This window comes from Conexibacter sp. DBS9H8 (assembly GCF_023330685.1).
Classification (GTDB): Bacteria; Actinomycetota; Thermoleophilia; order Solirubrobacterales; family Solirubrobacteraceae; genus Palsa-465.
Window position 1 is genome coordinate 1352345 of record NZ_CP097128.1, and the last position, 14628, is coordinate 1366972.

Consider the following 14628-nt stretch of genomic DNA (forward strand, 5'->3'; position numbering starts at 1 on the left):
TCGACGCCGGTTTCCGGCACGAAGCTGACAAGATCGGAGGATGCATCGGCACGTCCCGAACGCGCTGACCGTCGTCCGGATCGCGCTCGTGCCGGTGCTCGTGCTCGCGCTCCTCCTCAAGACCGGCGACGGGGACGTGCTCGCCGCGATCGTGTTCTGCATCGCGAGCTTCACCGACGGCCTCGACGGGTGGCTCGCCCGCCGGCATGAGATCGTCTCCAATCTCGGCAAGCTGCTCGACCCGATCGCCGACAAGCTGCTGATCATCTCGTCGATGGTCGTGCTCGTTTCCCTGGACCGCCTCGCCGCATGGGTGGCGATGGTCGTGATCGCGCGCGAGTTCGCAGTGACCGTACTCCGGGCCGCCGTCGGGGCCCTGCAGGGGGTCGTGATCGCCGCGAGCCGGTTCGGCAAGGTCAAGACGGTCTGCCAGATCGCCATGGTGCTCGTGCTCATCCTCGATCACAGTCGCCACCCCGCGCGGGCCCAGCACTACCCCGTCTGGGTCCACCTCGTCCTCTATGTCACCGTCGCGGTCACCGTCGTCTCCGGGGCCGAGTACTTCTGGGTGGCCGCCCGCGGGCTCGACGGGACCGGTGACGGTGGGGGTGGGGTCAAAGCGGGCTCGACGGGGCCCGCAACCACGCCGGAATCCGACGGGCCTCAGGCGGCCGCGTCGAGCCAGGCCCGGCGGCTCGTGTGAGCGGTCGAGGGCTCGCCGCTGTCCAGCTCTGAACGGATCTCCCCGAGCAGGCCGTGACGCTCGGCGACGACGTTGTGCTGGTGGATCGTCTCGAGGTTCTCCTGGCGGGCGGAGAGGAAGGCGCGATCCTCCAGCTCGGGCAGACGGTCGATCACGCCCTTGACCATCTCGCGCACGCAGTCCTCGACGAACCGCGGCTTGCGGTGGGCCTTCTCGACGACGTGGGCCTCGTCGGTGCGCTTCATCAGCTCGTAGATCTCCGAGGACATCGACGATTCGACGATCTCGACGAGCAGCCGCGCGTCGATCTCCTCGCGTGAGCCCTCAGGCAGGCCGATGTAGAGCGTCCCGAGGCCACGCTGGTTGTGGGTGGCCACCGGAACGGCGTCAAGAATGCGCAGGATCTCCTCCTCGGAGAAACCGTCAGCCTCCAGACGCTCCCGCGCGCCGGCCGTGATGATCTCCTGCGCGCACGGGCAGGCGGTCATCCCCTGGGCGGTGACACCGATCAGCCGGCGTGTGCCGGTCTCGCTCGCCACCGCGAGCCCGTGCAGCGTGTAGAGCTCCTGGGTCTGGATGCCCGACAGGGGAGCCGGTTTGTGCTCGGGGAACCGGGCGGTGACGCTCACCTCGGCCCGGCGGGCCCGCTGGCGTTCGCGCACGAGCACGGCGATCCGCTCCGCAAGGGTCTCGGCCTTGAAGCCCGACTCGCCGAGCACGACCTCTCCGATCGCCTCGTTGACGACCTCCTCAAAGCGCGACATGTGCGCGCCCTTCTGGTTGGGGCCGAGTTCGACCACACACTCGAACCGGGCCCAGAAGAGCTGTTCGGTGCCGTCCTGGTTGAGTCGAATGACCTTCTCCACGCCGGTGACCCCGACCTGGGAGAGACTCAGCGCGACAGCGGGCGTGCGCGCCTGAACATCGAGAGAGTGCGAGGTGAGAGCCATGGAGCCTGAAGGGTAGAGATCGTCAGGAAACAGCCGGGGCTCCGGGCCAGAAGGTCGACCCCCACCGGGAAGGTTGGCACATCGCAGCGGTCGGCCCACGCTCGGCTGAATGCGGCACCCCGAGCCTGCGGCCCGGGCCGGTCGGGGACCGGACCGGATTAGGTCCCGTCGGACAGTTGTGGTAAGACTCCTTCAGTCTCATCGAGGGAGAGACCAGAGAGGAGCATTTGTGAACGACGCCGGGGTTCTGCTCGACGGAGGCACCATCGAGGAACAAGAGTCGCTGCTGGGCGAGGTCGCCGACGACGCCGAGGAGAGTGATGGCCCGGGTGAGAGCACCGCGGCCGTGGATGAGGAGCAGAGTTTCCTCTCGGACCCGCGCGGCTTTCAGCGCCGCGCCCAGCTTGATCTGACCGTCGAGCCCTCGCTCGACTCGCTGCGGCTCTACCTCCGCTCGATCGGGCGGGTGCCCCTGCTGACCAAGGAGCAGGAGGTGGAGCTCGCGCAGCGGATCGAGCGCGGGGACATGACGGCCAAGCAGCAGATGATCGAGGCGAACCTGCGTCTCGTCGTCTCGATCGCAAAGTCCTATCTCGGGCGCGGGCTGACGTTCCTCGATCTCATCCAGGAGGGATCGATGGGGCTGATTCGGGCGGTTGAGAAGTTCGACTACCGACGCGGCTACAAGTTCTCGACGTACGCGACGTGGTGGATCCGTCAGGCGGTGACCCGCGCGATCGCCGACAAGGGCCGGACGATCCGGATCCCAGTCCACATGATCGAGAAGCTCAACCGCGTGAGCCGGGCCGAACGCCAGCTGCTCCAGCAGTTCGGTCGGGATCCCAGCCCCGAGGAGATCGCCACCGAGGTCGAGATGACAACGGATGAGGTTCGGGACATCCTCGCGATGTCGCTTGCGCCGATCTCGCTCGAGCGTCCCGTCGGAGAGGAGGAGGACTCCCAGCTCGGTGACTTCGTCGAGGACCTCTCCCAGGAGTCGCCCTTTGAACAGGCGGCCGAGCACCTGCGCAAGGAGAACCTCCGCCGCGCGCTCGCGGCGCTCCCCCAGCGGGAGCGGGAGGTGATCGAGTTGCGCTACGGCCTGAGCGGGAAACGTCCCTACACGCTCGAGGAGGTGGGACGGACCTTCAACGTCACGCGCGAGCGGATCCGCCAGATCGAGAACCACACCCTCAAGAAGCTCGAGTCCCTGCCCGAGGCCCAACGGCTGCGCGACGCCTCCTGACGCGGGGTGCCCCGCCACACAGTCGGGCGGTGGGCGGGCGGTCAGGCGCGTGAGTGGGCGGCGGGTGAGCACATCGGCGCCGGGCTTAATACACTCGGTCCGGCTCGACTCCCGGCGGGATTCCAGAGCGGTCAAATGGGGCGGACTGTAAATCCGCTGGCTACGCCTTCGCAGGTTCGAATCCTGCTCCCGCCATTGCTCTCGCGGAGGTGGCCCTCGGGCGCTCCCCGGTAGGATCGCCAGGCCGATGGCCGGCGACCCTCCGCTCAGACCGATCTCCGCCCACCCCGGCGGGTCCCGCCGCCTCCTGAGCCGACTGCGTGGAGCGTTCGCCGGTCTTGACCGCCAGCCCGCCCTGCTGCTCACCGTCCGCCGGCTGCGGCGTCGGCTCCCGGGGGACCCCGAGTTCGGCGACGCCTTCTCCACTGCGGGAGCCCCGACGCTCGCCTACCTGGTGGAAAGCGTGGCGACGCTGACGCCGGAGCCCGACAGCGTCGTCGCTGAGGTCGGGCTGGCGGGCCTGCAGCTGTGGCAGTCACTCGCGGAGGCGACCGGGCGGGGCCGCGGTGAGCGTGAGATGGCGTTGCTCTACGCGGACATCGTCGACTCTTCCTCCCTCGCCCTGCGCGTCGGAGACGAGGTGACCGTGGAGGTGCTGCGCGCCGTTGCCAACACGGTCCAGGCCTGCGTGGAGGCCCATCAGGGGCGCATCGTGCGGCGGCTCGGGGACGGGATCATCGCGAGCTTCAGTACCGCGGAGTCGGCAGTGGCGGCGGCCCTCGACATCCAGGACGCGGTGCTCTTCGTTGAGGTCGACGGCACCCGCGTGCGCCTGCGGATCGGGGTGCACTGGGGCCGTCCCCGCCGGCTGCGCGGGGACTACGTCGGAGTGGACGTGAGCGTCGTCGCCGCCGTGGGTGCCGCGGCACGCCCGGGTCAGGTGCTCGTGTCGACGCCGGCGCTGCTGCAGATCGACCCCGCAGCGCACGGGCTCCGGTTCGGGCGCCGCAAGCGGCTGCGGTCGCCTGAGGCGCCGGCGTCCCTGCAGATCGCCGTCGCCCGACGCGGCTGATCCCGCGCCGCCGGGTGCCCTTGGGGATGTGTGTCCCAGGCCGGCCCGGACCGTCCTCGCTGTGACTGAACACGACTCTGGACGACCTCCGACAGCGGACGGGTCAGTGCCAGCTCAGTGTCATTCCGAGGATCGTAAAGCGGGTGCTCGCCCGCCCGCTCCGGCTGGCGACCAGGCCGAGGATGAGGGCGCGGCCCGCGAACTGCTTCAGGCTGACCCCGACGGTGCCGGTCGCGGCCTGGCTGCCACTGAGGGTGCGCAGGGTCGCCAACCAATCTCCGCTGCGGTTGAAGATCTCGATGCTGAGGCGGTCGCGTCCGCGCAGCCGGCCGGGCTCGGTCGTGTGGATGAGGCGGCGCAGGGTCAGCGTCTCCGCAGCACAACCGCGCGGCAGGGCGAGCGGGAAGGCGATGACGATCTGATGCCGGCGCCGGTCGAGGAGCAGTACGCGACGGAACGGGCCGATCCGGATCGACTCGGGGCGACAGGCCACTGGGGTGCCCGGGCTCGGGCCGCTGTCCGTGCCTGTCGTTCCGGTCCCGCTTGTCGTTCCGGTCCCGCTTGTCGTTCCGGTCCCGCTTGTCGTCCCGGTCCCGCTTGCCGTCCCGGTCCCGCTTGCCGTCCCGGTCCCGCTTGTCGTCCCGCTCCCGCTCCCGCTCGTCGTCCCGGTCCCGCTCCCGCTTGCCGTCGCCGTCAGCGCGAGGGACGGGTTGCAGAGGTCGGGGGCGAGCGTGGCTGCTTGGGGCGCCCCCAGCCCGGTGGCCATGTCAAACCCGGTCGTGGCGGGGTACAGTCCGCCTGTGTATCCGGACGGGGTGTAGTCGTTGCTGCCGGCGGTGATGTCGGTGAAGGCGCTGCGATAGACCGTCGGATCGCCCGCGAGTGCGTAGAGGGTGGGGTTGGCAAAGCCGACCGTGCTGCCGTGACAGGCGCTGGAGGCGTTCGTCAGGGCGGTGAGCGCCGCCCACAGCGGTGCCGCCGCGCTTGTGCCGCCCATCGCGCCCCAGCTTCCGTTCCAGTAGATGACGTAACCGGTCTGGGGATCGGCATCGGCTGACACGTCTGGCACCTCGCGACAGTCGCCGCTGATGGCGCCGCAGGGGCGGCCCGAAGAGAACGGCGAGACGACCCCGAGGGCGGCCGGGGCGCCCGCCTGATAGTTCGGCATCGGCCAGGCGGAGGAGATCCCGCCACCACCGGAACCATTGCTGAGGTTCGAGTCGTTCCAGGCGACCTGGGTAGACGGGGCCGAGGCGGAGGGTAGCGAGGTACCCCCGACGCTTGTGACGTAGGGTTGGGACCCGGGGTCATCGACGGCGAGCGCGGCGGTGCCGTCGGACCCGTAGCAGTCAGTCGATCCATTGTCGCCGGCGGCGGCGTACACGGACTTGCCGAGCGTCGCGGCCTCCTGAAACAGAGTCGACTCAGCCGAAAGCAGAGCGCTGGTGGCGTCGCTCTCACACTCCCCCCAGGACGTTGAGATCACGGTGACGGTCGGGTTATCGATCATCTGCTGGTAGCCGTCGAGGACCCCCGTGCCCGTGTCAGGGCTCTCATAGACATCGACAGATGCCCCCGGCGCCAGACTTGTGATCTGCTCGATGTCGAGTGCCGCCTCACCCTGCCCGGCGGCCGGTCCGCCGGGTCCCCCGTCGACGGTGATCGTGTTGACGGGCGCGTTGGTGCCGTAGCAGCTCTGGAAGGCGCTGATGTCCGACGGTGCGTAGGACTCGAGCTCAAGCAGGCCGACGGTCTGACCCGCCCCTGTGTCACCGGCGCCGTAGAGGCTGCTGAAGCCGTAGGCGGAGGCGATCTCGTCCGCGGTATAGGCGCCATCAGCGCTCGCGGTCGCCGTCGCGCTCGTGCAGGGGGCCGGTGCGCCCGTGAGGTGGGCCTGCGCGGCCGCGCCGCGCAGATTCCCGTGCGCTTGCCCGGCGCCGCGCGGGCGCAGGAGACCGAGGGCGTGGGGCACCACAAGCGTGTTGAGACCGACGACGCCCTGGATCAGGCCGCTGACGGTCGCGCGGAAGCGTGGGGCGGCGGTGTTGGTCACGGCGAGCCGTCCGTCCGGGAGGTGAACGGCGATCAGCCGCAGACCGAGCGCACGGTCGATCCGTGCGGCGCTGGCACGGATCAGCAGACTGAGCCCGTTCGCGCTGAGGGCCCCCGGGGTGAGGCCGGCACGGACGAGCGCCCGCCGGACCGCGCGCACCGCGCTGGCGGTCGGCCCGAACCGGCGCCGAAAGCCGGCGAGCGTGAGGTAGTGGTGGAAATGGGCATCACGCGGGGAGGCAACGGCCGCCGCGTACGCCGCGAGCGCGACGGGGTTCCTCGGCTGGAGGGTGATGTCGATCGCCAGCCTGGTGTCCGCCGCCAGGACTCCGACCTGGCGGGCGCCGGCGGGGAGTGCCGGGGCGACTCCGATCCGCCGGGTGACAAGGGCCGCCTGCGCCGGCGGAGCGGCCAGGAGCGCGACTGTGATGGCGACCGTCACCGCCGCCTCCCCGATGGCGCACAGCAACGCGCCGAGAGGGGCGACGGTGAGACGGACGCGAGGCATGCCTCGTCTGTATCGGGCAGCTCAGGCGATCACTACAGATCGACAGACCGGCGGATCGACAGATGGCGGCGCTCAGGCGCCGGGCAGGTCGATCAGGATCTTGCCGACGGCCCCGTCACGGACCGCTGCGAGGGCCTCTGCGGCGTCGGCGAGCGGAAAGCGGTGGAAGGGAAGGGGGGAGAGCGCCCCGGCCGCGACAGCGGCGCTGATGGCGCGCACCGCCGCGCCGAGCTCCCCCGGCGTGACGGTGTAGAGAAGCATGAAGGAGACGGTGAGGTTGGCCGCCATCAGGGCGCGCACCGGCATGGCCACCACGGTGTCCGGGGTGGCGGCATAACAGGCCAGGCGGGCGTGTGGGGCGGCGACGGCGAGGTCGAGGTCGAGGTTGGTGTCGAGGGCGACCTCGACGAACCGGTCGATTCCCTCCGGGGCTGCCGCCTGGATCTGGGAGATGGCGTCGTCGTCGGTGTAGGTGATCACGTGGTCGGCGCCGACCCCGGCAGCCAATCGGCCCTTGTCGGGGCCGCTGACGGTCGCCACCACTCGGCCCGCGCCCGCCCAGCGAGCGAGCTGGATCGCCATGTTGCCGACCGCTCCCGCGCCTCCGCTGACGAGCACCGACGCTCCGTGCAGCGGGCGGCCGTCCGGGGACAGGCAGTGCCACGCGGTGAGGGCCGGGACGCCGAGGGAGGCGCCGAGCTCAAAGCTCGCCGACGCGGCGAGCGGGACGGCTCGGTCGGCCGGGACGACGCTGTACTCCGCGGCGGTGCCCCAGCGCCCCGAGTGCGCGGCGAGCAACACCCACACGCGCTCTCCGCGGCGGTCTGGCGCCACGCCGGGACCGACGGCGTCGATCACGCCAGCTCCGTCCTGAACGGGGATGGCAAACCCCTCCGGTGCGCCCGTCGCGGTGGCGAGAGCCTTCCAGTCGGTGGGGTTGACCCCGGCACACACCATGCGCACGCGAACCTCTCCCGGTCCGGGCTCAGGGGTGGGAACGTCCGCCAACTCGAGAACGTCGGGGCTGCCGCCGGACCGGTAGATCGCCGCCTTCATCGGACCCCACACTACCGCAGGTCTCGCGTGGACCAGCGCCCGCCGCACCCTTCACAGCACCGCCGGTGAAGCCCCATGATTGACCGCCCCGTCCTCGCCGTCACGGCGCGCCCGAGCCCGCCGCGCCCGAGCCCGCCGCGCCCGCACCCGAGCGGTCTGCTGGCGGTGGGCCCGAGCGGCCCGCGCTCGCGCCCGCAGCCGCGCCGCGGACGCACCCGAGCGGTCTGCTGGCGGTGGGCCCGAGCGGCCCGCGCTCGCGCCCGCAGCCGCGCCGCGGACGCCGCCGCGCGGCTCGTGTTCCCCGGAGGGTTGGCCACCTCGGACGGTGCGGTGTCGGCAGGAGTGGCGGACTCGGTGACCGGAGGGGCGCTCACCGCGGCGGCGGGCTTCTCAAGGAAGGCGAGCGGGGTTGTGCTCGGGTCGCCGGTGACGATGAACTGAACGTCAAAGGTCTGGGCGAAGTAGGCGAGGTTGGCGTTGGAGATCCACTCGGTCGAGCCCTGCCGGGGTGGGAATGGTGGCTGGGAGTCGCCGTCCATTTGCGAGACGATGATCCCGCTGCCCGTCACCGCCTCCACGTAAGCGACGTGACCCGCCGAGTCTGAGGATGTGCCCCCCCAGACGGCGAGGTCCCCGGAGGCGGGGGTACGGGAGATCGGCAGGCCCTCCAGTTTGGCGTGCTCGGCCCAGGTGCCGCCGTCCCAGTCGCTGGCGAGCGGATCACTGGCGAGCGCGTCGAGGAACAGGGCCGGGTACTTCTCCACCGCCCAGTAGGGGCACTGGCCGTAGTCGGTGGCGGTGAACAGATTGGCGGCGTCGACGGGGACGTTCCAGGCGCAGACCGGTCTGGTGGGGGAGACCGGACAGTCCGGGGTCTCGTTGAACGCGCTCGGCGCGGCCGCCGGCAGGGTCTGTGCTCGAGCGAGCGCCGGAAGGGTTGCGGTGCCCGCCAAGGTGATGGTGACCGCCACGGCGGCTCGCCAGATCCGGTGGACCGAGACCATAACGCCCCGATCATCGGCCTCGGCTCCGACACCGCGGAGGGAACGCTCGAGCCCTCGATCAAACGGCCATCAGCCGCGGGCGAGCGCGAGGCGCCGGCGTCCCTCCCGGGTGCCGACGTCCCGTAGGGAGAGGCCCTCACGGACGAGCGCGGCCGCTCCGAGGGTGAGGGCGAGGACGACTTCGATCCCCTGCAGCAGCAGTCCGTAGGCGAGCGCGGCCCCGGCCCCGACCCCGAGCGGGGTGAGCACCGCGATGCAGACGGCCTGGAACACGCCGACGTTCGCGGGGGTGACCGGAAGGATCGCAGTGAGGTTGACGGCGAGCAGCACCGCTGCCGCCGCGACCGCCGGGGCGGCGTGGAGATGCAGGTGGAGGGCGAGCAGCACGCTGTCGGCAGCCGCCCACTGCAGCGCCCAGGCGAGCAGCTGGGTTCCGCCGGCGTGCACGAGTCCGGCCGGCTGGGTGCAGACGGTCAGGCCGCGGCCGGCGCCGGCCAGGCGAGCGAGCACCCAGGCGGTGAACCGGGTCCTCCGCGAGGCACCCGGCGCCGGAAGGGGTACGCCGGCGCCGGTCCGCCGGTGCCGGGCGGTGAGGAGCAGCAGCAGGCCGACGCCCGCCGGGAGTGCGACGACGATCGCGACCGAGGAGAGCGACCAGCCGTGTGTGCTGAGCGCGCTGAGAGTGACGACGGCGAGCAGCGCGAGCGCGACGACGTTGAACAGCGTCTGGGCGAGGACGGTGCCGAGCACGGTCATTACCCCGTCCGGGCAGCTGATGCGACGGGCGACCAGCCAGGTGCGGACGCCCTCTCCGACCCGGGCGGGCGCGAGCGTCGAGGCGGCCATGCCGATGAGGAGGCTGTGGGTGACGGTCCGCCGCGCGATGTCCGAGCCGGGGACGGCGGCGTGCAGCACCGCGCTCCAGGATTCGGCCCGGGCGAAGAAGGATCCGGCAAAGACGACGACGGCCACCGCGACCCAGCCGGGGGAGGCGTGTCCAAGGGCGGCAGCGGCGTCGGACAGGTGAATGCGGGTGACCCCGAGAACGACGAGGATCGCCAGCGCCGCCAGGGCGACAATCGAGGCCCGCCGTCCGCGCCGGTGCGACACCCCCGGCGTGAGTGGCTCGGTCACGCCGCGAGACCCCGCGGGTCGGCGGCGTGGGCCTCGTAAGCGCGGCGGTAGTGCCCCCGCAGGACGTCGGTCGCCCGTGCCCAGGTCGCCCCGACCGCCTTCTCCCGTCCCGTGCGCCCCATGCGGGCACGCAGCTCAGGGTCCCGGACGAGCGTGTCGACCGCCGCGTTGAGTGCGCCCGGTGACGCCGGGGCGTAACGCAGGCCGTCATCGCCGTGGGCGATCAGCTCCCGGGCGGCGGGACTTTCGGCGGCGATCACCGGGAGACCGGAGGCCTGCGCCTCGAGCGTGACGAATCCGAGCGTCTCGGTCTCACTGGGCATGAGGAAGACGTCGGCCGATGCGTAGGCCTGGGCGAGGTCCTCGCCGCCGAGAAAGCCGTGAAAGGTCGTGCCGGTACCGGAAAACGTCTGTTCGAGCTCCTGGCGCAGGGGACCGTCGCCGACGATCGCCAGGCGCGCGTCGGGGCGCTGGGCCGCTTCGAGCAGCCGCTCCACCGTCTTCTCCTTCGCGAGCCGGCCGACGTAGAGCAGGACCGGAAGCTCCTCAGCCGCTCCGCCGCTGAGCCGGTCGCGCCACTGCGGCGAGCGCTTCTCCGGACAGAAGCGCTCGGTCTCAATGCCATAGGGCCACAGGTCGACCCGTTCGACCCCCTGCTGGCGCAGCAGTTCGGCCGTGGCCGCGGACGTCGCCAGGTTGACGTCGGCGTTGTTGTGCAGCATGCGGATGTAGCGCCAGCCAGCCCCCGACAGCCAGCCGATCCGGTACAGGTTCGCGTACGTCGCCAGGTTCGCGTGGTAGGAGGCGACCAGCGGCAGTCGGCGCTGGTGGGCGTGGGCGACCGCGCCGGCGGCGAGCAGCACCGGGTTGATCGCGTGGATGAGATCGGGGCGGACGCTGCGCAGAACCCGTCCGAGCGCCGGGCCGGGCAGAGCCACCCGTTTGGGTGGGTACCCTTCGCCATCCGGGTAGAGAGGCAGACGCAGTTCGGGGACGCCGATCACCGGGATGCCGGCATAGTCGTTGAGCACCGCCCCGGCCCGCGGTGCGATCAGGACGACGTCATCGCCACCGGCGCTGAACTCCTCGAGGGTGCGCATCAACCGGGTCACGACCCCGTCGACGGCGGGGAGAAAGACCTCAGAGACGATCGCTACGCGCACGCGTACATCTTGCAAGGTCGAGGACCGAATCGCCTTAAAGAGTCCGTGAGGATTCTCTCGCTGGGTCGGGTGACGGTCCGCCGGCCGGTCCGCCGGCCGGCCTGGCGGCCGTTCACGCGGAGGGTGAGCCGGCCCGCGCCTCTGGTGTCCGGGCGCCCCGCCGGCGCAGCATCTCGACGACGAGAAAAGCGAGCTCCAACGCCTGTTCGGGGTTGAGGCGAGGGTCACAGGCGGTCGCATAGCGGGATTCGAGCTGACCGAAGGTGATCATCTGGGCGCCGCCGACACACTCGGTGACGTTCTCGCCGGTGAGTTCGACGTGGATGCCGCCGGGGTGGGTGCCGAGCTGCTCGTGCACCTCGAAGAACCCCTCGAGCTCGTCGAGGATGCGGTCAAAGCGCCGTGTCTTGTGACCGGTCGGGGATTCCTCGCCGTTGCCGTGCATGGGGTCGCACTGCCAGACGACCCGGTGGCCTGAGCCGTTCACCGCCTCGATGATCGGCGCCAACCGCTCACGGATCGCCGCGTTGCCCATGCGCGAGATGAGGGTGACCCGCCCGTCGACGCGGTCGGGGTCGAGGCGTTCGACGAGTTCGACGGCCTGGCCTGGCGTGGTGTTCGGCCCGATCTTCACCCCGACCGGGTTGGCGATCAGCGCCGCCAGGCTGACGTGGGCGCCGTCAAGCTGACGGGTCCGCTCACCGACCCACACCTGATGGGCCGAGAGCAGGTAGAGGCGATCACCCGCGACCCGAAGCAGCGCGCGCTCATAGTCGAGCACGAGCATCTCATGGCTGGCGAACAGCTCGACGGTGCGCAGGGCTCCGTCATCGACCCCGCAGGCGGCCATGAAGCGCAGGCTGCGGTCAATCTCGGTCGCCAGCCGCTCATAGCGCTCCCCCGCGCCCGACCGGAGCACGAAGTCCATGTTCCACTCCTGCAGGTGGTGTAAGTCGGCCAGGCCCGCGCCGGTGACCGCGCGGGCGAGGTTCATCGCCGCGGCGGCGTTCGCATAGGCGCGGATCATCCGGCCTGGATCGTGACGGCGGGCCTCGGGGGTCGGCTCGAGTGAGTTGACCATGTCCCCGCGGTAGGAGGGCAGGCCGGAGGAGTCGGTGTCGGAGCTTCGCGGCTTGGCGTACTGGCCCGCGTAGCGCCCGAGTTTCACCACCGGCATCTCCGCGCCGTAGGTGAGCACGACGGCCATCTGCAGCAGCGTGCGGATCGTCGCGCGTAGCTGGGCCTCGGTGTTGTCGACGAAGGTCTCGGCGCAGTCGCCGCCCTGGAGCAGGAACGCCTCCCCGCGGGCGACCGCCCCGAGGCGAGCCTGGAGCGTGTCGACTTCGGCGGCGACGACGATCGGAGGCACCGCCTCAAGCACACCGCGTACCCGGGAGGCCTGCTCGGGGTCGGGCCAGGACGGCTGCTGCAGCGCCGGCCGGTCGAGGGCCGCGAGCACCGCGGGGGCGAACGGATCAAGGAGATCGTGTCGCGGCTCGGTGGGAGCCGCGATGTCAACGGTCCAGCTCACCGGGTGCTCCCCAGGGGCCCGGCGCTCGGGCGCGGGCGCAGTGGTGACCGGAACACGATCAGCGACATCCCTTCGCACCCTAGCGGGATCGGCGCCCCGTCCACGGCCCGGCCCGCCGTACCGCCCCCGTGCCCGCCGTACCGCCCCCGGCCCCGGCCCCGGCCCCGGGCATGGTGGCTGTCACGGGAGCGGCCGCCTGCGAGCATGGGCACCGACCAACGAAAGAGGAGACGAGCGTGAACCTCGACGGGCGTGTGGTGATCATCACCGGTGGAGCCTCGGGGATCGGAAGAGCCCTTGTTCGGCGCTGCGGTGCCGAGCCCGTCGGCGCGGTCGTCGTCGCCGACCTCGACGCGGAGGGCGCCAACACCGTGGCGGACGAACTCGACGTGCCCTCCCTCGGGGTGGGCGTGGATGTGAGCGACCCGGCTCAACTGGACGCGCTCATCAGCGAGGTGGAGGCGCGCTTCGGCGTGATCGACATCTTCTGCGCCAACGCGGGGATCGCGTGCGGCACCGGGCTGGAGAGTGAGGACGCCGAGTTCCGCCGGGTGCTCGAGGTCAACCTGATGGCTCACGTCCACGCCGCCCGGCGCCTGCTCCCGGCCTGGCTGGCTCGCGGGGAGGGCTACTTCGTTTCGACCGCCTCGGCCGCGGGCGTGCTCAGCCAGATCGGCGATGTCGCCTACACGGTCTCCAAGCACGCCGCGGTCGCCTTCGCCGAGTGGTTGGCGATCACCTACGGCGACCGGGGCGTCCGGGTCAGCTGCCTGTGCCCGATGGGGGTGGACACGCCGCTGGGCGGCTTCGCCGAGGCGGGGTCGACGGAAGGGGCGTGGGGTCTGGCGGCGCGGACGGTGATGGCCGCCGGGGCGATCCTCGACCCCGCGCACGTCGCCGAGGACGTGATCGCCGCCATCGGCGCCGAGCGCTTCCTCATCCTGCCCCACCCCGAGGTCGCCGACTTCATCCGCGCCAAGGCCGAGAATCCCGACCGCTGGCTCGCCGGGATGCGCCGCCTCCAGGCTCGGGTGCGCGCGGATGCCGGCTGAGCGGTGGCCTCAGCCGGGGGCCGAGATCTGCGGCGCTCGCACCCGAGCGCCGAAACCTCACCGGACGGGGATGGCCCCGGCGACCTCCACCCGGTTGCGACCGCCGGCCTTGGCTGCGTACAGCGCAGCGTCGGCCGCCCGGAAGACCTCGTTGTAGTCGAAGGAGTCCGGAGGGCTGGCGCTCACCCCGAAGGACATCGTCACGGCCAGTCCGCCCGGCTGTCCAGCATCGATGGTCGCGCGCAGCGCCTCGGCGACGTGCGCCGCCTGGTCCGGGTCGGCTCCGGGCAGAAGGACGAGGAACTCCTCGCCACCCAGGCGGTAGGCGAGGTCGAAGGCGCGCAGACATTTGCGCAGGGAGTAGGCGACGTCGCGCAGGACGGCGTCCCCCGTGGCGTGGCCGTGGGTGTCGTTGATCTGCTTGAAGTGGTCGAGGTCACCGACGATGAGGCCGACCGGCTGATGGACGACCCTGGCCTGGTCACGCAGCTCGTCCACGCGTCCGTTGAGGGCGTGGCGGTTGAGCATGCTCGTGAGCGGGTCGATCACCGACTCGCGGCGATGCTGGAGATCCGAGTGCATGAGCGCCACTGAGAGCAGCGCGATGGCACCGAGCAGAGCGAGGGCGAAGACGACGCTCGCCGGGTCGGCGATGACCGCCGCCGGGTCGACGCCGAGGGAGCTGGCGAGGATGAGAACTCCGGCGAGGGCGCTGCCGGCGAGGACGCCGCGGCGGTCGAAGCGCGCGGGGAGGGTGACGACGGGAAGGACGATCCAGGCCAGCGCCGGACTGTGGGGCCCGCCCGTCAGGGCGACGCTGGCGGCGATCGCCAGCTCGGCGACGCACCAGGCCGCGGCGAGGCGATACTCGGGACGGCCGGAGCTCTCCAGGCCGCGGTCGGTGAGGGTGAAGGCGATACCGGCGCCGAGCAGCGGCGCGAGGGTCCACCAGCCGACCCAGGGGCCGCAGACCAGCAGCGCGGCGGCGAGCAGCCCGAAGGCGAGCTGGCGCAGCGGCCGCAGGCGTGGCTCCATGTCGACCGCACGGTCGCGCTCGGCCTGGGTGCGGCATAGCCATGACAGCCGCTGTTTATCCGGGATGTCCCGCATCTCTCTACTATCGGCAACGTTCGCATTTTTGACGAGCCCCAGGGGGC

The 14628-nt window shown here is 71.4% G+C and carries 12 protein-coding genes and 1 tRNA gene; 5 read left to right on the forward strand and 8 right to left on the reverse strand.

The window, feature by feature from the left end:
* Positions 1 to 40 precede the first annotated feature (40 nt).
* Complete coding sequence (gene pgsA / locus M3M55_RS06365) at positions 41 to 703, forward strand: CDP-diacylglycerol--glycerol-3-phosphate 3-phosphatidyltransferase (RefSeq protein ID WP_249011992.1); 663 nt, start codon at positions 41 to 43, stop codon at positions 701 to 703.
* On the opposite strand, the gene mptA is transcribed toward pgsA, so the two are convergent.
* Positions 664 to 1653: a GTP cyclohydrolase MptA gene (mptA, locus tag M3M55_RS06370; RefSeq protein ID WP_249011993.1), complete on the reverse strand. Its 990-nt coding sequence runs from the start codon at positions 1651 to 1653 to the stop codon at positions 664 to 666. The two genes, pgsA and mptA, sit on opposite strands and share 40 nt — an antisense overlap.
* A 229-nt stretch (positions 1654 to 1882) precedes the next feature.
* On the opposite strand from mptA, the gene M3M55_RS06375 reads away from it, so the two are divergent.
* The 3 genes from M3M55_RS06375 to M3M55_RS06385 all read left to right on the forward strand — a co-directional run bounded on the left by M3M55_RS06375 (position 1883) and on the right by M3M55_RS06385 (position 3971).
* Entirely contained in the window at positions 1883 to 2899 is a 1017-nt protein-coding gene (locus M3M55_RS06375) for an RNA polymerase sigma factor RpoD/SigA (RefSeq protein ID WP_305883320.1), read from the forward strand.
* A 113-nt stretch (positions 2900 to 3012) separates the two neighbouring features.
* Positions 3013 to 3094 (forward strand) — tRNA-Tyr (locus M3M55_RS06380).
* Positions 3095 to 3146: 52 nt separating this feature from the next.
* Positions 3147 to 3971, forward strand: coding sequence for an adenylate/guanylate cyclase domain-containing protein (locus M3M55_RS06385; RefSeq protein ID WP_249011994.1), 825 nt, complete (start codon positions 3147 to 3149; stop codon positions 3969 to 3971).
* 103 nt (positions 3972 to 4074) lie between these two features.
* Here M3M55_RS06385 and M3M55_RS06390 read toward each other — a convergent pair whose 3' ends face one another.
* The 6 genes from M3M55_RS06390 to M3M55_RS06415 all read right to left on the reverse strand — a co-directional run bounded on the left by M3M55_RS06390 (position 4075) and on the right by M3M55_RS06415 (position 12419).
* A complete protein-coding gene (locus M3M55_RS06390) occupies positions 4075 to 6531 on the reverse strand; it encodes a protease pro-enzyme activation domain-containing protein (protein WP_249011995.1) in 2457 nt (818 codons plus the stop codon).
* Between the two features lie 72 nt (positions 6532 to 6603).
* Positions 6604 to 7587 (reverse strand): NADPH:quinone reductase, encoded by a 984-nt coding sequence (locus M3M55_RS06395; RefSeq protein WP_249011996.1) that lies wholly within the window; start codon positions 7585 to 7587, stop codon positions 6604 to 6606.
* An 11-nt stretch (positions 7588 to 7598) separates the two neighbouring features.
* A complete protein-coding gene (locus M3M55_RS06400) occupies positions 7599 to 8591 on the reverse strand; it encodes a CHAP domain-containing protein (RefSeq protein ID WP_249011997.1) in 993 nt (330 codons plus the stop codon).
* A gap of 69 nt (positions 8592 to 8660) precedes the next feature.
* Positions 8661 to 9725, reverse strand: coding sequence for a lysylphosphatidylglycerol synthase transmembrane domain-containing protein (locus M3M55_RS06405; protein ID WP_249011998.1), 1065 nt, complete (start codon positions 9723 to 9725; stop codon positions 8661 to 8663).
* Positions 9722 to 10888 carry a glycosyltransferase family 1 protein gene (locus tag M3M55_RS06410; RefSeq protein ID WP_249011999.1) on the reverse strand — a complete coding sequence of 389 codons (1167 nt, stop codon included), beginning with the start codon at positions 10886 to 10888 and terminating at the stop codon, positions 9722 to 9724. The genes M3M55_RS06405 and M3M55_RS06410 overlap by 4 nt, the downstream gene beginning before the upstream one ends.
* Positions 10889 to 11000: 112 nt before the next feature.
* Positions 11001 to 12419, reverse strand: coding sequence for a class II 3-deoxy-7-phosphoheptulonate synthase (locus M3M55_RS06415; protein WP_249012000.1), 1419 nt, complete (start codon positions 12417 to 12419; stop codon positions 11001 to 11003).
* A 236-nt stretch (positions 12420 to 12655) separates the two neighbouring features.
* Between M3M55_RS06415 and M3M55_RS06420 the strand changes: the two genes are divergently transcribed.
* Positions 12656 to 13471 carry an SDR family oxidoreductase gene (locus tag M3M55_RS06420; protein WP_249012001.1) on the forward strand — a complete coding sequence of 272 codons (816 nt, stop codon included), beginning with the start codon at positions 12656 to 12658 and terminating at the stop codon, positions 13469 to 13471.
* Positions 13472 to 13528: 57 nt separating this feature from the next.
* On the opposite strand, the gene M3M55_RS06425 is transcribed toward M3M55_RS06420, so the two are convergent.
* Positions 13529 to 14506 (reverse strand): GGDEF domain-containing protein, encoded by a 978-nt coding sequence (locus M3M55_RS06425; protein WP_249012002.1) that lies wholly within the window; start codon positions 14504 to 14506, stop codon positions 13529 to 13531.
* Positions 14507 to 14628 lie beyond the last annotated feature (122 nt).